Origin of the sequence: Mycoplasma sp. 2704 (assembly GCF_034863285.1) — a bacterium.
GTDB lineage: Bacteria > Bacillota_I > Bacilli_A > Mycoplasmatales > Metamycoplasmataceae > Mycoplasmopsis.
Map to the genome: position 1 here is coordinate 41,112 of NZ_JAYFFD010000004.1, position 19,074 is coordinate 60,185.

General features: G+C 28.7%; 20 protein-coding genes. 4 read left to right on the forward strand and 16 right to left on the reverse strand.

Translation table 4 applies throughout. The features are described 5' to 3' along the window. Positions 1–83: 83 nt before the first annotated feature. Genes rsmA through pyrH form a run of 5 tightly spaced genes read right to left on the reverse strand, consistent with a single transcriptional unit; the run spans position 84 to position 4,360 of the window. Positions 84–863, reverse strand: a complete 780-nt coding sequence (rsmA, locus tag VBM90_RS02210) for a 16S rRNA (adenine(1518)-N(6)/adenine(1519)-N(6))-dimethyltransferase RsmA (RefSeq protein ID WP_323176725.1) — start codon at positions 861–863, stop codon at positions 84–86. Next, the gene (locus VBM90_RS02215) at positions 863–1,666 is read right to left on the reverse strand and encodes a TatD family hydrolase (protein WP_323176726.1); all 804 of its coding nucleotides are present in this window, start codon (positions 1,664–1,666) and stop codon (positions 863–865) included. The genes rsmA and VBM90_RS02215 overlap by 1 nt, the downstream gene beginning before the upstream one ends. A 1-nt stretch (position 1,667) precedes the next feature. Further along, entirely contained in the window at positions 1,668–3,035 is a 1,368-nt protein-coding gene (mnmE, locus tag VBM90_RS02220) for a tRNA uridine-5-carboxymethylaminomethyl(34) synthesis GTPase MnmE (protein ID WP_323176727.1), read from the reverse strand. A 54-nt stretch (positions 3,036–3,089) separates the two neighbouring features. After that, on the reverse strand, positions 3,090–3,641 hold the full coding sequence (gene frr, locus VBM90_RS02225) for a ribosome recycling factor (RefSeq protein WP_323176728.1): 552 nt from the start codon (positions 3,639–3,641) through the stop codon (positions 3,090–3,092). Then, positions 3,641–4,360, reverse strand: coding sequence for a UMP kinase (pyrH, locus tag VBM90_RS02230; RefSeq protein ID WP_323176729.1), 720 nt, complete (start codon positions 4,358–4,360; stop codon positions 3,641–3,643). Before pyrH ends, frr begins: the two co-directional genes overlap by 1 nt. 311 nt (positions 4,361–4,671) lie before the next feature. Between pyrH and VBM90_RS02235 the strand changes: the two genes are divergently transcribed. Further along, a complete protein-coding gene (locus VBM90_RS02235) occupies positions 4,672–5,580 on the forward strand; it encodes a Cof-type HAD-IIB family hydrolase (protein ID WP_323176730.1) in 909 nt (302 codons plus the stop codon). Beyond that, entirely contained in the window at positions 5,580–6,269 is a 690-nt protein-coding gene (locus VBM90_RS02240; protein ID WP_323176731.1) for a ribonuclease HIII, read from the forward strand. Before VBM90_RS02235 ends, VBM90_RS02240 begins: the two co-directional genes overlap by 1 nt. A gap of 43 nt (positions 6,270–6,312) precedes the next feature. Here VBM90_RS02240 and VBM90_RS02245 read toward each other — a convergent pair whose 3' ends face one another. Genes VBM90_RS02245 through VBM90_RS02255 form a run of 3 tightly spaced genes read right to left on the reverse strand, consistent with a single transcriptional unit; the run spans position 6,313 to position 10,617 of the window. After that, entirely contained in the window at positions 6,313–8,454 is a 2,142-nt protein-coding gene (locus VBM90_RS02245) for a Tex-like N-terminal domain-containing protein (RefSeq protein ID WP_323176732.1), read from the reverse strand. 56 nt (positions 8,455–8,510) lie between these two features. Beyond that, positions 8,511–9,602 (reverse strand): aquaporin, encoded by a 1,092-nt coding sequence (locus VBM90_RS02250; protein ID WP_323176733.1) that lies wholly within the window; start codon positions 9,600–9,602, stop codon positions 8,511–8,513. Then, entirely contained in the window at positions 9,580–10,617 is a 1,038-nt protein-coding gene (locus tag VBM90_RS02255) for an NAD(P)-dependent oxidoreductase (RefSeq protein WP_323176734.1), read from the reverse strand. Before VBM90_RS02255 ends, VBM90_RS02250 begins: the two co-directional genes overlap by 23 nt. A gap of 167 nt (positions 10,618–10,784) precedes the next feature. Here VBM90_RS02255 and VBM90_RS02260 point away from each other — a divergent pair, with 167 nt between their 5' ends. After that, positions 10,785–11,510, forward strand: coding sequence for a DNA-processing protein DprA (locus VBM90_RS02260; RefSeq protein ID WP_323176735.1), 726 nt, complete (start codon positions 10,785–10,787; stop codon positions 11,508–11,510). Positions 11,511–11,566: 56 nt separating this feature from the next. On the opposite strand, the gene rpmA is transcribed toward VBM90_RS02260, so the two are convergent. From rpmA to VBM90_RS02285, 5 genes are all read right to left on the reverse strand, one after another. Beyond that, complete coding sequence (gene rpmA, locus VBM90_RS02265; protein ID WP_257089078.1) at positions 11,567–11,827, reverse strand: 50S ribosomal protein L27; 261 nt, start codon at positions 11,825–11,827, stop codon at positions 11,567–11,569. Between the two features lie 7 nt (positions 11,828–11,834). Then, complete coding sequence (rplU, locus tag VBM90_RS02270; protein ID WP_257089080.1) at positions 11,835–12,134, reverse strand: 50S ribosomal protein L21; 300 nt, start codon at positions 12,132–12,134, stop codon at positions 11,835–11,837. 203 nt (positions 12,135–12,337) lie between these two features. After that, the gene (locus tag VBM90_RS02275; RefSeq protein ID WP_323176736.1) at positions 12,338–12,580 is read right to left on the reverse strand and encodes a hypothetical protein; all 243 of its coding nucleotides are present in this window, start codon (positions 12,578–12,580) and stop codon (positions 12,338–12,340) included. Between the two features lie 54 nt (positions 12,581–12,634). Beyond that, positions 12,635–14,017: a YitT family protein gene (locus tag VBM90_RS02280; RefSeq protein ID WP_323176737.1), complete on the reverse strand. Its 1,383-nt coding sequence runs from the start codon at positions 14,015–14,017 to the stop codon at positions 12,635–12,637. 220 nt (positions 14,018–14,237) lie between these two features. Next, a complete protein-coding gene (locus tag VBM90_RS02285; RefSeq protein WP_323176738.1) occupies positions 14,238–15,383 on the reverse strand; it encodes a trigger factor-related chaperone in 1,146 nt (381 codons plus the stop codon). Between the two features lie 130 nt (positions 15,384–15,513). On the opposite strand from VBM90_RS02285, the gene ligA reads away from it, so the two are divergent. Beyond that, the gene (gene ligA / locus VBM90_RS02290; RefSeq protein ID WP_323176739.1) at positions 15,514–17,658 is read left to right on the forward strand and encodes an NAD-dependent DNA ligase LigA; all 2,145 of its coding nucleotides are present in this window, start codon (positions 15,514–15,516) and stop codon (positions 17,656–17,658) included. A 76-nt stretch (positions 17,659–17,734) separates the two neighbouring features. Here ligA and rplS read toward each other — a convergent pair whose 3' ends face one another. From rplS to rpsP, 3 genes are read right to left on the reverse strand one after another with little or no spacing between them, the layout of a single operon-like run. Then, the gene (gene rplS, locus VBM90_RS02295) at positions 17,735–18,091 is read right to left on the reverse strand and encodes a 50S ribosomal protein L19 (protein ID WP_257089090.1); all 357 of its coding nucleotides are present in this window, start codon (positions 18,089–18,091) and stop codon (positions 17,735–17,737) included. Beyond that, positions 18,081–18,767, reverse strand: coding sequence for a tRNA (guanosine(37)-N1)-methyltransferase TrmD (trmD, locus tag VBM90_RS02300; protein WP_257089092.1), 687 nt, complete (start codon positions 18,765–18,767; stop codon positions 18,081–18,083). The genes rplS and trmD overlap by 11 nt, the downstream gene beginning before the upstream one ends. Next, positions 18,767–19,015 (reverse strand): 30S ribosomal protein S16, encoded by a 249-nt coding sequence (rpsP, locus tag VBM90_RS02305; protein WP_257089094.1) that lies wholly within the window; start codon positions 19,013–19,015, stop codon positions 18,767–18,769. Before rpsP ends, trmD begins: the two co-directional genes overlap by 1 nt. Positions 19,016–19,074: the final 59 nt, after the last annotated feature.

Sequence of the window (19,074 nt, forward strand, 5' to 3'; positions counted from 1 at the left end):
TTATATGCCTTATTTTAAATACTATTAGTATTTTTTATAATATTTTACTTTTTATAATTTAGAAAAAAAGCAAGTGGTTACACTTACTTTTCCAACATATTAAATAGTTCAACAATTTTCTCTACTGATAATTGTTGAATTCTTAAATTATCATCATACCCTAATTGTTTAAATATATTAAGAATATGATCTTTTGAATATTTATTTTGTAATGAATAAGAAAGTTTCTTTCTTCTGTTTTCAAAGCATAATTTGAAGAAATCCTTAATTGAATTTCATTCATCTAATGAAACATTATTTTTAAATCTCAAAGATAAAATAGCCGAATCCACCTTTGGAGCAGGTGAAAAAGCATTTGCAGGAACAATAAATTCTAATTTACAATCAGCTAAAAATTGTGATGAAACTGATAATTTTGAATAATCTTTTGTATTAGGTTTAGCACAAACTCTTTGCGCTACTTCTTTTTGAACCATTACTAATACACCCTCAAAATTATCTTTGTTTTCAAATATTTTAAATAGTATATCAGTTGTTATGTAATAAGGAATATTAGCAATAATGTAAGTGTCCTTAAAATTAGTTATATCAGCTCCCAGGAAGTCTTGATGAATAAGTTTAAAATTAGGATTGTTTATTTCTTTATTTAGAACATCAACCATATCAGCATCAATTTCAAAAGCAGTTACATAAGCACCTGCATTTAAAAGATAATTAGTTAAAGCACCTCTACCCGGTCCTATTTCCAACACTTTTTGTTCTTTTACATCAAATACGTTGATTATCTTACGTAAAATGTTTTGATCTTTTAAGAAGTTTTGTCCAAACTTCTTTTTTGCATAAACTTCTTTTTTATTTTGCATTATAAATTAAATAAAGTCCTTAAGTTTTTATTAATTCTATCTGTGAATTTATCCATGCCCACTTTTTTAATTCCTGCTATGTAGTAAGCGACAAATAAAACTGTATTTGGTTCATTTTTTTGTTCTGTGTATGGATGAACTCTTAAGAATGGAGCGTCAGTTTCTGTAAGAATTCTCTCAAGCGGTAAAAACTCAATAATATCTCTAGTTTGGTTCGTTGTTCCATATGTAACAGCACCACTGAATGAAAAATAAAGATTTTTAAATTCTAAAAATTTCTTAGCTCACTCCATATTTCCAGCAAATGTATGGAGCATAACTTTGATGTTAGGAAACTCTTTTAAAATATCATAAACATCTTGGTAAGCCTGGTATTGGTCGATTTTATCTCTAATGTGAACAACAATGGGTAGATTTAATTCTTGTGCTAATTTGATTTGGTTTCTAAATGATTTAATTTGATTTTCTCTTGATGGAACACCTTCTTCATAGAAATAATCTAATCCAATTTCTCCAATTCCAACAATAGTCTGATCAATTAAATCTTTATATCTTAAATAATCATTCTCATCAATTCCATCTTCAGGATGAATTCCTATAACAGGTTTAATTAAATCAGGATACTTTTTAGCTAACTTGATAACTTCTTTATTTTCTTCAGCGTGACCACCATTAACAATCATAAATTCAAGTCTATTAGCATAAGCTTGCTCGCAAATCATATCGATAATTTCTTCATGTTTGTAAGCGGTCATTGATAAATGATTATGTGCATCAACAAATTTATTTTTCTTTGAACTCATATTATTTACCTAAACAGAAAGTGCTGAACATAACATCTAATAAATCTTCTCTGTTTACATTTCCTTTAATATTTTGTAATTGATCTCACGCTGCATATAAATCGATGATAATCATGTCAAAAGTCGCATAGTTGTCAAGTGCATTTTTAGCATCCTTAAGCGAATTTAAAGCTTGCTTAATAAGTGAAAGTTGACGTGTATTTGAAAAAATACGCTCATCTAAAATGTTGATATTCTGGAAGTTCGAAACTAAACCTTGTTCTAATGCTTCAATATCGTTATTTATAGCAGAAATATAAATAACGTTATCATCTAATGACTTATCTGACTTTAGCAAGTCTTTTTTGTTCATAACTTTTAAATAGAACTTACCTAACTCTTTTGATTTTTGCTCAATTAATTTATCAAAATCATCTTCAGATTCATTTGCAGATACAACGTGAACTACAAGATCACTTTTTTCAATTTGATCTAATGATTTTTGAATACCAATTTTTTCAATAATTTCTTGAGTGTTTCTTAAACCAGCAGTATCAACAAGTTTAAATAACATATCATTGATTTTGTAGGTGGCTTCAACTAAATCTCTTGTAGTTCCTGCGATATCTGTAACAATTGCTTTATCTTCTGATAAAAGTGCATTTAAAATACTACTTTTTCCAACGTTAGGTTTTCCTAAAAATGCAACTTTAACTCCTTCAAAAACATATCTAGAATCCTCTGAAATTTTTACTATTTTTTCTAGGTCACTGATTAAAACAGAAATTTTCTCTGACATATTAATTGAATCTAAACGTTCAACATCATCGTATTCAGGGTAGTCAATATTAACTTCAGCAAGACCGATTAAAACAGCAATCTTATTTAAAAACTCATCAATTAAACCTGAAGTTTTACCTTTGAATTTATTAACTGATGCAAGTGCTTGAGATGAAGTTTGAGCCATAATTAAATCGTGAATAGCTTCAGCTTTAATTAAATCCATTTTTCCATTTAAAAAAGCTCTTCTTGTGAATTCACCACGTTCAGCTAATCTAGCACCATTTTCAAGTAATAAACTTAAAACTTTGTTTGTAACAACAATTCCACCGTGACAGTTAATTTCGATTAAAGGTTCGCCAACATAGTTATTGAATACATCATTACCATTTGCATCTTTTTTACCAACAAATGACATAACTAAAACTTCATCAATAAGTTGTCCATTATCGTGAATGAAACCATATGAAATTGTGTGATCTGCGCCAATTTTTCCTTTAAAAACTTTAGAAACAACATTTACTGCATCAGGACCACATACACGAACAATTGAAATTGGTTGATTTATATGAGAACCTGAGCTGATTGCTGCAATTGTTTCATTAGTCATATTGTCTCCTTTCTTATAAATACAATAAAACTAGCTAAAAAGCTAGTTTGACATTTATTTATTCATTAATTCTTCTTGTTTTTCACTTGTAATTTTGTCGATTTTACTAATTTCTTTATCAACTTCTTTTTGAATAACATCTAAGTATCTTTTTTGTTCGTCTTCTGATAACTCTTCATCAGCTTTGATAGCTTTATTAACTTCTTGACGAGCATTACGAACACCTACTTTAGCATTTTCAGTTAACTTAGATAATGATTTAACCATTTCCTTACGTTTTTCAGTTGTAAGAGGAGGGAAGTTTAATCTAATTTGACTTCCTTCATCAATTGGCATAACACCTAAGTTTGCTTTTTCAAGAGCTTTATTAATTTCCTTAACTGATGTAATATCATAAGGTTTAATTAATAATTGTTGTGGTTCAGGAACTGAAATGTTTGATAATTCTTCAAGTGGTGTAAGTGTGTCATAGTAATTGACACGAATGCCTTTGATCAATTGAGGGTTAGCTCTACCTGTTGAAATTTTTGATAATTCAAAACGGTAATGTGAAAGTGCTTTTTCTGCTTTTTCAGCAAAATCTAATAAATAAATATCTAATTCCATTATTTAGTAACCTCTGTATGTTTGATTTTTCCTTCAAGTGCATTTAAAATTGAATTTTCTTCTAATAAGTTAAACACAATTAAATTAATATTGTTGTCTCTAGCCATACTTGTGGCTGTTAAGTCCATAACTTGTAATTTCTTTTCTAAGATTTCATCATAAGTGATGTGATCATAATGTTTTGCATCAGGATTTTTCTTAGGATCTGAATCATAAATTCCATCAGTTCCATTTTTACCCATTAAAATAACTTGAGCACCAACTTCTGATGCATATAATGTTGCTGCTGTATCTGTTGTAAAGAATGGACGACCTGTCCCTCCGGCAAAGATAACAACTTCACCATCTTCTAAGTATTTGATTGTTTTTTCATTAATGTAATATTCAGCTACTCTTTGATCAATGTTTAATGAACTTTGAACTCTAGCTTTAAGTCCGACACGCTCGAAACCGCTACCTAAGGCAATAGCATTCATAATTGTAGCAAGCATTCCAATATAGTCAGCTTTATTTCTGTTAATTCCATTTTTTTCAGCAGAAGCACCTCTTCAGAAGTTTCCTCCACCAATAACTACTGATACTTGTATACCTTTAGCTACAATTTCTTTAAGTTGTAATGCAATTTTGTGAACTAAATCATAGTCAATTGCTAAATGTTTTTCTTTGTTTGCAAAACCTTCTCCGGAAAGTTTTAAAAGAATTCTTTGATACTTAATCATCACTACCTCTATTTAACAAGTTAAGTTTTTATTATTTAATATAAATAATAATGTTTAAACTAATTATATAGAAAAAAGATTTTTCAGTCTATTTTTTTTAACTTTTTACAAAATCTCTAAATTTAAGGATAAAAACTGCAATTTTTCACTTTTTTATGGAATTTTTCACAATTTTTCTCACAAATTACCGTTTTTTAAAAAATACTTTATAATTTATAAACATATTTTACAAATATGTTGTATTTTCAATTAATATTCCTATGCCATAGGAATAAAATTTTCCAAAAATAATTTAAAGAAAGAGGTAGATTATGGCAGCAGAAAAAGAAAAATTTTTATTTGCTATTGACTTAGATGGTACAACACTTCAATCTAGTGCAACAGGTGTTATTCACGACAGAACACTTAGCGCAATTAAAAGAGCAACAGAGGAAGGACACGTTGTATGTATCCTTACAGGAAGACCTTGAAGAAGTACTAAATTCATTTATGAATCATTAGGTCTTGACACAATCGTTGCTAACTACAATGGAGCGCATATTCACCATCCATATGATCAAGAATTCATCCCTTACATTAAATATTTAAACTTAAATGAAGCATTATACATTTTAGGTGATCCTAAAGTTAAAAAAGAAGTTTCAAACATCGCTATTGAAGGACCAGACTGAGTTCAATTAGATCACCGCGATGAAGAACTTGAAAAAGTTTTCGGATTTAAAACAAGTTCAAAATTACGTATCGGTTTAGACTTATACAAAATTCCTTTGATGCCTACAGGAATTATCTTTGACGTTAAAGAGACAACAAACATTGAAGAACTTAGAAAATACCTTAAATCAAGATATGGTGACTTAGCTGAATTCTCATACTGATCAAAAGGAGAAGGTTTAACACCTGTTTTTGATATGACTAACATTACAGCTAACAAAGGTAAAGCTTTAAGTATGTTAATTAGATACTACGACGTTAAAGTTGAAAACACAATTGCATTAGGAGATGGATTTAACGACGTTCCTATGTTTAAAATCGCAAACATTTCAGTAGCTATGGCTAATGCTTCAAAAGACGTTAAAAAATATGCATCAATTAGAATTTCTAAAACAAACAAAGAAGGTGGAGTTGGAGAATACATTCACAAATTCTTAGACAATCCACAAGCCGAGATAGAAAAATCAAACGCACGTAAAAGAAAAATTCAAGCTATCGAGGAAGAATAATGAAATATCTTGATGATATCAAACAACTTAATGTTGATTTAGAACAAGTAATCGGGGTTGATGAAACAGGGGTCGGCGATTACTGAACACCACTTGTTTCTTGTGCAGTTTATTTACCAAATAAGCTTAAACAATTTGTTGCTTCATTAGGTGTAAAGGATTCTAAAAAACTATCTGATAAACAAATTTTATCTTTAGCTCCTAGATTAATGGAATTTCTTGAATATTCCGTTTACACACTTACTCAAGCTGGATATAACAAATTAAGCAAGTCTTATAATGCTAATGAACTTAAATTTTTCACTCATGCAAGTGCATTGAGTTCATTAGCTAAAAAATACAAAATTCAAGCAACTGCAATTATTATTGATAAATATTCGACAACTAATTCAATATTAAAATATCATCAAAAATTCTTTATTGAAAATAACTGAGCTAAATTAAATGAATTACAATTACCAACATTGCTAGTTAATAAAGCTGAAGATATTCACTTATCAGTTGCATGTGCTTCAATTATTGCAAGATACCATTTATTGCAATATATGGAAGAACAATGCAAGAATTGAAATTTCAATTTCTTACTTGGAGCTAGCAAGCACGTTGTTGCTCAAATCCACGAGTTCACACAAACTTATGGAGAAAGCTCATTAAACTCTGTTTTAAAACTTAATTTTAAGCTTAAATAAAAATGAATAGACCTTATACACTGGTCTATTCATTTTTTTAGTCCTATAAAACTTTACCACTTAAACGATTTCTTTGTAAGTCAATTTCAGTGATTTCAGAGTTAATCACTAAACCTGGATAATACTTATCAAAAATCGATTCATTTCCGTTTAAGTTTAAATTACTTACGTGAATAAATAGATTCTTCTTAATTCCGATATAAACAAATATACCAAAATCAGTAATATTTTCAACAGTTCCTTGAATTGTATCTCCAACTTTTAAATCATTTACATCTAACACACTGTCTTTTAAGATAAATCCTGATTTATTATCAACAATTTTCTTAGTAGGACTTGATAATGCTTGAAGTATTAATTCAACTGTATAAATGTCCGAATTTAACTCATCAGCAATTGTTTGTGCATTTAAGTTGGAAACATCTATCCCTTGCTCATTAGGTTGTAAGTTAAATTTTTCAACAATTCTTGATGCTAATTTATATGATTCAGGGTGAATTATTGTTTTATCAAAGAAGTTTGATGAAGTGAATATTCTTAAGAAACCAACTGATTGCTCAAAACTTTTTGGACCTAATCCAGGAACTTTGAGAAGTTCATTTCTGTTTTCGAAATTCTTACTTTTTTTACTATTTCTGTATTCAATAATATTTTGAGCTATCTTTTTGCTTAAACCTGCTATATACATCAAAATATGCTTTGTAGCAGTGTTCAAGTCAACACCAAACTCATTAACTACTTTTTGAACTTTAAAGTTTAAATATTGTTCTAATTCTTTTTGATTTAAGTCATGTTGATACTGACCCACACCAATTGACTTAGGATCAATTTTGACTAACTCATTTAATGGGTCTAAGAATTTTCTACCGATATTAATTGCACTTCTTTCTTCAACACTTAAGTTAGGGAATTCTTCGATTGCAATTTGAGAAGCTGAATACACACTAGCTCCAACTTCAGAAACAATAGCATATTTAACTTTTAAATTGTTTTGCTTAATAATATTAGAAATAAATAATTCAGTTTCCCTTGAAGCTGTTCCGTTTCCAATAACAACAATAGTAATTTTATACTTGTTAATAAAATCTAAAACTACCTTAGTTGCTTCTGCAACTTTTTCTTGTGGTTTGTTAGGGTAAATTTTAGCAATACCTAAAACTTCTCCATTTTCAGATAATCCAGCTATTTTACATCCATTAACATATGCAGGGTCAATGGCTAAAATATTGTGCCCTGTAATTGCTGGAGCAGTTAATAATTTTTCAACTGAATTTGCAAATATATTAATACTTGCTTTTTCAGCTATTTCAAATAAGTCACTAAAGATTTCTCTTTCTACACTAGGTAAAATAAGTCTTTTGAGTGAATCATTAATCGCATCAATAACATTGTCTTTATTGTTTCTTGTTTTATCGATAGCTTTTAAAATGATAATAACTAATGGTTCGTGTTTGTACTCAAATTCAAGTTTCAGTTTATCTAATTTAACACCTCTATTAATTGCTAATACATTGTGGTTTTTAATGTATTTAATAGGTGTTGAAAAATCATAGTAATTTAAGAATACTAAATCATCATTTTCATCATTAACTTTTTTTGACTTTGTTGTTTTAATTCTTCCAAAATTGTAGATTGATTCTTTAATTTGTTTTTTAATTTCTACATTCTGTGAAATTCACTGTGCAATAATGAAATTAGCTTGCTCAATAGCAAATTCAACTGTAGGCACTTGTTCTGTTAAATATTTTTTAGCTTCTCTTGCAACATCAAATTGAGGGTTTTTATTCTCAAAAATTCTCTTTGCAAGTGGCTCTAAACCGAGTTCAACGGCTTTTGTTGCTTTTGTGATTTTACCAACCTTGAATGGTTCATAAATTGACTCTAATTCGCTTTTGACAGTTGTATTTAAGATTTGTTCCTTAAGCTTGTCTGTAAGTAAATTCTTTTCACTTAGAATTTTAATAATTGCTTGTTGTCTATCTAAAAGCTCTTCTTTGTATTTGTAAATAGATTCAATTTGATAGATTTGTTCTTCATTAAGCCCACCAGTTTGTTGTTTTCTATAACGTGAAATGAACGGAACTGTATCTCCATTAGATAACATTTCTAAAACTGTTTGAACTTGATTTGTAGGAATGTTTAATTCTTTTGAAGCTAACTCCAAGGCTAATTCGTTATTTTTCATATTATCCTTCCTATTAGAAACAAAAGAATCACTTTAAGAAGTGATTCTTAAGATTATTATTGTTTATTGTTGTTTAATTTATTTGCTTCTTTTTCTGGTGTTGTCATTGAGTCTGTTCTAAAGTTTTTAAATGCAATAACTTTAACAACAAATGGGTTTACAACTCTTTGTGTAAATCCTTGAACAAATGCATAGAATACTGGAGCTAATAAGTCACCTAATAACATAGCAAATGTTGCGTAAACTAATGAATCGAATGCAAATGAATTTTTTAATTGATCCAATGTTACTGAAGTATCGAACCCAAAATCAGGGGCTATTTCAGTAATTTTTGTTTCTAAATGCTTACCAACATGAGTTTCTGATGTAAAGAATGCAGGTAATTGTTGAGCTAATCCTCTAGCTGGGTTAATAGCTGCTGTCCCACCTAAAATTCCCATTCACACTGATAATGAAATGATGAACATAATCATTAAATCACGGTATTTATTGTTAATGTTTGGTGAAAAAATTGGGAACAATAAGATAGCTGTCATAACTAACTCAACAAAGAAAATTCACGCTGTTCCACTTGCTAAAACGTGGTTTGCTGATGGATTTGAACCTTTTTCTAATTCTGCAACAAAAGAAGCTTTGTAAGCGCCAATTGCAGTAATTGGGGCATTAGGTAAATTATCTGCCCCTACTGATAAGTATCCAAATAAATAGATAAATCCTGCAGCAGCAAATGCTCCTAAGAATTGAATTGCAATTTTATATAAAGCATAGTAACCATTATTTCTACCGTTTATATAACGATAAATAGTGACAGCTGGGTTGAGGTCACAACTTCAACGTAAAAAGATGAATAACACTACCCCAACAGCAATAAATCCTGCATAAAATCCAACAATGATTTTATGCAACATATATTCTTCAACAACTTTACCTGAAGATGTGTAAATTGATAGACCTGCTAATGCAAGTGATAAAAAGATTGTTCCGATAAATTCTGATAAACCGTGGATGATTCAAGTTTTTAAATCAGCTGGTTTCTCAGCATTTTGTCTTTCTGATGCTCTTAATTTAAAGAAGCTAAATAAATCTTTGAAAAAGTTATTTTTCTTAATTAATAATTCCTGTGTATTAACCATTTTGTATTTTTCCATTCTCTAATAAAACTAATGCTTTTGAGTAATCTCCTGCTTGCGCAGCGTCTGCATTTTCTAATGTTGTTTTAGCTATTTGAGTTAAAGCTAAATCTGTTAAGAATGCTTGGTGTGATGTTACTAAAACGTTGTCCATTTCAATTAATTCTGCTCATTGAGGATCTTGTTCTTTAAGTTCTTTAATTCTTGATGAAACGTCTTCGTAAAATCTTCCTTCTTCTCTTTCTAAAACGTCAGTTGCAAATCCACGAACTTTACCTGATTTGAGCCCATCAATCATTGCTTGTAATTCAATAATTTCTCCTCTGGCTGTGTTGATAATAATTGCTCCTGGTTTAAGCATATCAATAGCAGCTTTATCAAATAAGTATCTTGTTGAAGGTAATAAAGGACAGTGGATTGAAATAAAGTCTGAGTTTTGTAAGATTTCTGAAAATGAAGCTCATTCAAATCCGAATTGTTCAGCTAATTGAGGGAAGTTATCTTGAGCAAATGCATCAAATACTAAAACTCTAGCACCTGTTGCTTTAGCAATTTTAATAAATGTTTGTCCAATTTTTCCTGAACCAACAACCCCAATTGTTGAATTTCCAACACAAAGTCCATCAAGTCCATTTAATGAGAAGTTGTAATCTTTAACTCTTTTATTAGCAATTAAAAGATTTCTGTTAAGTGCTAATAATCCTGCAAAAGCAAATTCACCAATACTTTCAGCTGAGTAGTTGAAAATTCTGTAGACGTGAATTCCTAACTCGTTAGCTTTAGCAACATCAATTTTGTTGTATCCCATTGATCTTTGCAATCAAACTTTTACACCCATTTTTGCTAAGACTTCTAAAATTACTTTGTCACCATAAGTGTTAACAAACCCACATACAGCATCATAACCTTTAGCTAACTTAACTGTATATAAGTTTAAGTTCTCTTTAAAAAAAGTAATTTCGTGTCTTCCATCATTATATTTTTCAAAGTATTTAATATCGTAATCTTTAGAATCAAAAAATGCAATTCTCATATTTTCTCCTAGATAAAATGAATAAAAATAAACCTAATAATTTTTAAAGTAATTATATTAAATTTATACTAAAACAAAGGCTTTTTATTTAAACTAAACTAATAGTGTACTAGGTATAAAAATAGTTCATTTTCAGCTAAATTTACTATTGTAAATAGGAGGAGAAAATGAACTTAATATTATTTTATTTATCTAACTTACACAAGGGAAATAACTACATAATTTATAAAAATCTTAAAAGCATTCCTAAAATCGATATGAATCTATTAACACAATGAGTAAAAGAGTATGTGAAAAAGAAAATAAAGTTCATCACCATTTTAGATGAAGAATATCCTTTGAATTTAAACATTATTAAATATCCACCTTATGTGCTTTATATGTATGGAAACACTTCACTACTTAAAAACAAAAATAAAGTTTATCTAGTTGATGAAAGAAACATGCTAGATAGTTTTAATTCTGAAAAACATCTTGAAAATATGGTTAATTCTCACGTGTTAATTACCAATGACTATAAAGAAAGTGAAAAATCTATTGTTGATTTTTATAGAAATCACAACGGTTCTATTATTCACATTCTAAAAGAAGGTTTTAATGATGAGATTTTAAAACAAACCTTAAAACCAAATGAACTTTATATATCTCAGTATCCCTTAAATTGTCATCCTAGAAGAGAATATTTTAAACAAGCAAATTTATTAAGTTCTTTATTGAGTAAACAATTTATTTCATTCTCCTTAAAAGGAGACTCAAAAGCAATACAGTTAGTGAATTACTTTGCTGATATTGGTAAGGATATAAAATGTTTCCCTAGTGATGATTTTAGTGATTTGAATAATCAGCTTATTAAGTCCGGAGCCACTTTAATTACTTCTGTTACTGAAATTTAGAAATAAAAAAACGTGTCACATAATTGCTGTGGCACGTTTTACTATATAAATTAAAATTAGTTTTGTCTTTCAGGATATACAGAAACATACTTTCTGTTTCTTCTGCTTTCGTATTTTACATATCCATCGATTTTTGAGAATAATGTATCGTCTCCACCACGACCAACATTTTGTCCTGGGAAAATTTTTGTTCCTCTTTGACGGTAAATGATTGATCCTGCTGTTGCAAATTGTCCATCACCTAATTTAGCACCTAAACGCTTACTATGAGAATCACGACCGTTACGGGTAGAACCACCGGCTTTCGTGTGTGCCATATTCTAATTACCCTTCGATTTTTGTAATTTTAACACGTGTGTAAGGTTGACGGTGTCCTAATTTTCTTTTGTGAGTAGACTTTGCATTGTGACGATATACAACAATTTTCTTTGCTTTCCCTTGTTTTTCGATTGTTCCGTAAACTACAGCATTAGATAAGTAAGGTCTCCCTACTTTATCGTTAACTAATAAAACTTTGTCAAATTTAACTTCTGAGTTTTCTTGACCTTCAAGTTTTTCAACGAAGATTGTTTGACCTTCTTTAACTAAAAGTTGTTTTCCACCTGATTCGATAATTGCAAACATGCAATACCTCCAAAATGTGGCTCGTCTTTGAGGTGGCTTATGCACTTGATGAACCTCTTTAGTACGGTTACAAATGTAACATGCTTATTATATAGTAATAAAGTAAAATTAGTAAGTTTTTTTAGTCTTAAAATATAGAAGTTATACAAATTTTTTCAATGAAATGATGACTTTAAATTGAAAAATTATGAATAATGATTTTTTTAAAATAATAAGTAATTTTCAATTACATTAGAAGTTTTCTTAACAGTATTATCTCACTTGAATTCTTGATCTTTACCTTTAACTGAACCTGAATTTGATGTAAATGACTTAAATAAACCAAGAATAGATATTGCGCCTTGAACTATCGATGGAATTAACGGAACTAAAGCGGCAAACGAAAAACCAGGTTGAATTTGCGAATACTTTTCTTTTTCTAGTGGTTTTAGATCATTAAGTTTCATAGTTAGCCTCCTTTCATTTATATAGTAAAAATTGATCAAAAAAGAACAGTTTTTTTACTGTTCTACATAGTTTGTATTGAAATTACCAGAAACTTTAGCTACTTTTGAGCAAGAAACTCAAACAGTAGGATCAATTATTTTTAAATCAGCAATTAAGTTTTTCTCTTCTAGAAGAAGAATTGTAGTTTCAATTTTAATTGCAGTTTTACCTGTGTAACCTGATTTGAAACGTTCAATTCTATAACTGTGTCAGTAATTAATAAGTTTGAAGTAAGCAATAATTGTTTCAGGATTTGATGAAATAATTGTTAAGTTTACTTTCTTATATTTAGGATATAACATACCAACAACTAAGTTAGTAACTATTAAGTATAAGAATGTTGAAAGTTCTCTCATTCCGAATAACTCACCATTTTGATTTGGACGAACAAATCCATAAATAAGCACAAATGTAACTGCTGTTATGAAACCAACAATAACAAGAATTGAACTAACGCTTTTCTTATGCTTTGTTGAGAAGTAGTAAGCAATAATATCTGTTCCACCAGTTGAACCACCAACTTTTCACGAAATAGCTATTCCTGTACCAATAAATACTGCTCCAAGACATCCATAAAGTAAAACTCCTCAGCTAATTCCATCTGAATATCAAGCTAATTGTGTTAATTGTTCAATTGAATATTGAGCGTATTTTTCAAATTCTGCAGCTTTCTCAGCACTAAATGCACTTGGGTTTAATTTAAAATCAATTAATTCTTTTAAATTAGCTTGCCCAGGTGTTGAAGCAACTTCCACAATTGCTTTAGAATCTTTAATTGATACATTGTAATTATCATAGTCAATAGGAACTAAATTGATTTTCTCAAACAAGAATGAATGAACATGCTCTTCTGTGAAAATAAAGTTTGTTAATTGTAAACAAAGCATAAAGAATAAAGTTAATCCTATAAAACTAAACTTGACTTTTCTTCAAAATATAATGAATAAAGGTAAATTACATGCAAAATAAATTAAAGCAAAATAGTTTCTTAAAACAGGAAATAAATATTGCAAAATAGTAGGAATTCCTGTAATTCCAGAAGGAATCGTGTCTGCTTTTGATAAAAAGATGTGAATTCCAAAGTTAAAAATTAATGCTGATACAAAAGTAAGCACTAGTTTTAATCAATATTTAACCCAAAACGTCTTAAATGTAAGCTTACTTTGTTTTGAATTATTTAAATACTTGGCCATCTTGTATTTTAATTTTTCTTCTTCTTTTTTAATATCAGCAGGGTTAATTATCACTGCTGAATTATTAGCATCCAGATTCATTGAAGCTTTATTAATAAGGTCAATTTTCTTTGACTTAAATTTGAAATAATTAGTAATTCAAGATGATTTTGGTGTAGTAGTTTTATTGCAATTTTCATTTGCAAAATTATCTTTATTCTTCATGAAACATATTTTATATTATTATCCATTAAATAATTAAAAAATTCCTAGTCATATAAGTAATATTCTTATGATAATTAGAATTGCAAAATAGTCATAAAACTTTAATTTTTAAGTACACAAAAACACATATAATCAGTTCAAGCTAGAAGATTTTGTAATCAGTTTATAAAAAATCAAAAACACCTCGTGGCATTATTGAGGTGTTTTTGATTTAATACATTTATTTGCTTAAATACTTTTGTAGGTATTCTTTATTTTCCTCAAAAACTGCAGGTTCATTTTTTGATAAGTAGTATGTCCCTAGTTTTTTAAGTAAAACAATATTTGAAATTGCTTGAACGCCGAATTGGTTAGCTTTTTCTCCAAAAATAGTGAATAATTTTTGTCTTTCTTCTTCCATTTCACTATATTCAATTTTAATTCCTATTTTCTTATTGAATAACATAGTTCAGAAGTAGTTCATAATTGTTGATTTAACAACTTCTCTTTTATCTCCTGCGAAGTCTTCTTTAAATCTAAATTCTTTCATATCGTTTTCAATTAATTCATCATCAATTTCAAGCAATTGATTAAATTCTTTTAATAATTGACTTAAAATGTTTTCACCATAAGCAAAAACAGAATCATTAACAATTTGTTCTAAAATTGTTTTTTCAACATATTTTCTAACATCATCCATATTTTTAATTTGGTCAATATTTAATAAATGAACATTTTCTGCAGTAATTGGCATTTCTTTAATTTCAACAATTTGAATAGGTTTAACTAAAAAGTCTCTTCCTGCATAATTTACAGTAATAACTTCTCCTAGTTTTGCACCAATTAATTGTTTTTCAAATTGATGTTCACTTTCAGGATTTGCAATAATTTGATATTTTTCAAATTTAGCTTCTTGCATATCAGCAGGTTTAGTTTCAATGATTACATTATCGTTAGTTTCAACTACGTCTCTATCAACATTAAGTTTAAATTTGTAACCTGAAATAAATAAGTTATAAAACTCATCAATTTTTGCATTATAGTCATTTGATAATAACTTAAATGGTTCAGGTTTAATATCTAAATTATATTTTTCAAGGTTATTTTCATAGAAAACTTTTAATTTAAATGAAAAATCTTCAATTGTGAATTTAACATCTTGTGGAACTGGTAAAAATGCAATTTTATCTGCATCTTTAAGATTCATTTCTTCCATTAATTTTTGTTTAACTGAATCCATATAAGCGTTTGATGCTGATGTTAAAATGAGTTTTTGATCAATTTTCTGACCTTCTCTTTTATTTGATTCTAAGTAACTTAAAACATTATTTTGTACAGTTAATCATTCTTTTTTATCAACTGTGAACTCTCTAATTTCGAACTTCATAATTTCTCCTCAATCTATTAATATTTTAATTATATACAAATATAAAAATAATGTGTCGAAAATTTAGCAAATAACTTACTAATTTGCTTATTTTGTTTAAAACTTTATATAAGCTATATAATTTAAAAATATGAAAATACCTGCTACAAAAAACGAAATAAAAGACTACATTATTGAGCTTACAAATGAGTTAAATAAACTCAATCACGCTTACTACAATCTAGATAAACCACTTGTTGATGACTTTGTTTATGATAGTAAATTAAGAGAACTTGAGGAGCTTGAAATTAAGTATCCTGAGTTTATTCAAGAGGATTCTCCCACAACTAAAATTGGTGGTGTTCCAAGTTTGAACTTCTCTAAATATACTCATCAAAAACCAATGCTTTCACTTGCTAAAGCATATTCACAAGAAGAAGTTAATGATTTTATTAAAAATGCTACAGCACCTATAAATTCATCACAAATTAACTTCAATCTTGAACCAAAAATTGATGGTCTATCAATCTCATTAATTTACAAAGATGGTAAATTAGCAAATGCAGTAACTCGTGGAGATGGTAAAGTTGGTGAGGATGTTACTAAAAATGCTTTAATCATCAAAAGCATTCCTAAAACAATTAATTATCTAAAACCAATTGAAATAAGAGGGGAAATTTATATTAACAAATCTAAATTCCTTGAAATTAATCAACAATTAAAAGAAGAATTCGAAGAGAAGAAACTTGAATTTATTAATAAAACTTGACCAGCTTATTTAGCTAAATTAGATGATTACAATAGCGGTAAAATAAAAGCGCTTCCAAAGGAACCAAAACAACCTACAGAAGATTATTTTGCTAATACCAGAAACATGGCAGCAGGTACTTTAAGACAGAAAAATGGTAAATTAATCATTCAGAGAGATCTTCAAATCATTATGTATGATATTGTAGATCCATTAGAGCACGGACTAAAAGAACAATCACAGATTGTTGATTTCTTGAAATCATTAAACTTACCTACACATCAATATCACTATGTAGAAAAAGATTTTCAATCAATAATCAAAAGAATTAATGAGTTTGAATTAGTTAAAGATTCATTTGAATATGACTGTGATGGTTTTGTCATCAAACTGAATCAACTTGAATATTGAGATTTATTAGGTAAAACTGCTAAATTCCCTAGATATGCAATTGCATATAAATACAAAACCGAAGAAGCGTATCCAATTATTAAAAAGATAGTAGCTACAGTAGGTAGAACCGGAAAAATAACTTATGTAGCAAGTTTTGATCCCGTTGAGTTAGTTCAAACAACAGTTTCAAATGCAACACTTCACAACTATGATTTCATTTCTAATATGAACATAAACATAGGTGACCAAGTTGTTTTAATCAAATCTGGTGAAATTATTCCTAAAATTATTGAGTTAAAAACTAAATACACAAACTCAATTTTTCCTAAGGTTCTAAATTGTCCTTCTTGTAATTCAGTTTTAGTTGAATATCCAGGGATTGTTGATCAATTTTGTGAAAATACAAACTGTTATGAAAAACTAACTAGAAACTTATCATTCTTCGTTTCTAGAGATGCACTTAACATTGTTTCACTAAGCGAAAAGACACTTAATTTCTTCTTTGATAAAGGTTGAATTACAGACCAATATTCAATTTTCAATCTAAAGGATAAAGCTGATGAAATTCTTGAATTCTTCAAAGAAAATTCATCAAATCCTGTTGTTAAAATCAAGATCGCTGATAAAAGATTAAACAACATTTTAGTTTCTATTGAAGAAGCAAAAAATGTTGAATTACATAAAGCGTTATTTGCTTTAGGAATCAAAAACATAGGTTTAGTAGTTGCAAAAATTATTTCAGAAAAATTAACAAAACTTTCAAACCTATTCGAAATTAACCTTGATGAATACCTTTTAATTAATTCAATTGGACCTGAAATAGTTCAATCACTGAAAGATTTTGTCGCAGATAATAAAAATAAAGAATTGATACAAAAATTAGACAGTGTGTTAATTTTCAAATCATCAAATAATGAACCTAAATCAGATAAACTTAAAAATCAAACTTTCGTAATTACAGGTACGCATTCAATTTCTAGAGATGAACTTTCAAAAATCATTGAGCAAAATGGAGGAACTGTTTCATCTTCGATTTCAAGCAAAACAAATTACTTAGTTGCTGGAGAAAATGTTGGAGCAACTAAATTTGATAAAGCAAACAAATTAAATGTTCCAATTATAAGTGAGCAAGACTTATATGAAATGATTAAATAGCACTTGTTGCTATTTTTTTATACAAAAAACCAGTCATTATAACTGGTTTCATATGTAATAAGGTATTGTGATTAAATTATTTGTTCTTTTTAATTTCTTTAAGACGAGCACTTTTTCCACTAAGATTTCTCATGTAGTAAAGTCTTTTTCTTCTAACTTTGTTTGAACGAACTACTTCGATGTGTGCGATTAAAGGTGAGTTAACTGGAAATGTTCTTTCAACACCAATTCCGTAAGAAATTTTTCTAACTGTGAACATTTCTCTTGTACCTGATTCTTTTTTACTGATTACTAAACCTTCAAAAATTTGAATACGTTCTTTTTCACCTTCACGGATACGTACGTGAACTTTAACGTTGTCTCCTGTTTTGAATTCAGGTAAGTCTGTACGTAATTGTGGATGTTCTACTAACTCTAATAATCTATTTCTCATTTTTAATTATCCTTTCATAAAGGTCAGGTCTATTCTTTTTAGTTTTTTCTAAACTAGCCTGCTCTTTTCATTCTTTAATTTTCTTATGGTCACCATTAAGTAATACTTCAGGTACTAAGTAACCTTTGTATTCTCTTGGTCTTGTATATTGTGGATGTTCTAATAAACCTCTACCTTGGAAAGATTCATTTTGATGTGATTCATCTCTAATGGCTCCTGGAAGTAATCTGATAATACTATCAGCCATTACCATTGATGGTAACTCTCCTCCTGTAAGTACATAATCACCTATTGATAATTCAATGTCAACAAAATTAAGTACTCTTTCATCAAACCCTTCATACCTTCCGGCGATGAAAGTGATTTGATCCTTTTTAGATAATTCCTCTGCTATTTCTTGAGTGAATTGTTTACCTTGTGGAGAAACTAAAATTCTATATCCACCGTTATTTTCTAAACTTTCTAAAGCTAAGTCAATTGGTTCTACTTGTAAAAGTAGCCCGTGACCACCACCATAAATCTCATCATCAACTTTTCTATGTTTATCTTTAGAAAAGTCTCTGAAATCAACCACATTAAATTCCACTAGTCCCTTTTCTTTGACTAAGTTAACAATACTTTCATTAACAAAAGGTTCATAGTATCTAGGGAATAAAGTAAGAAAATTAATTTTCATTATTTTTTAAGTTCTGAAGTTAATTTGTGAGCTCTAAATAAGTTAGCAACAGTAATTGTAGGTTGTGCACCTTGTTTTAATCATTTAGCAGTTAATTCTTTGTTTAAAACAAATTCTTTAGAAGATGGATTGTAGTGTCCTAAAGCTTCGATAAATTTACCATCACGTGGTGATCTTGCGTCAGCCACAACAATTTTGTATACTGGTCTGAACTTGTCACCCATTCTTTTTAATCTAATTTTAACCATTTTTACCTCCTTAATTAAGTGTAAAGCGCTAGTGCTTTACAGCTGTATAAATTTAGATA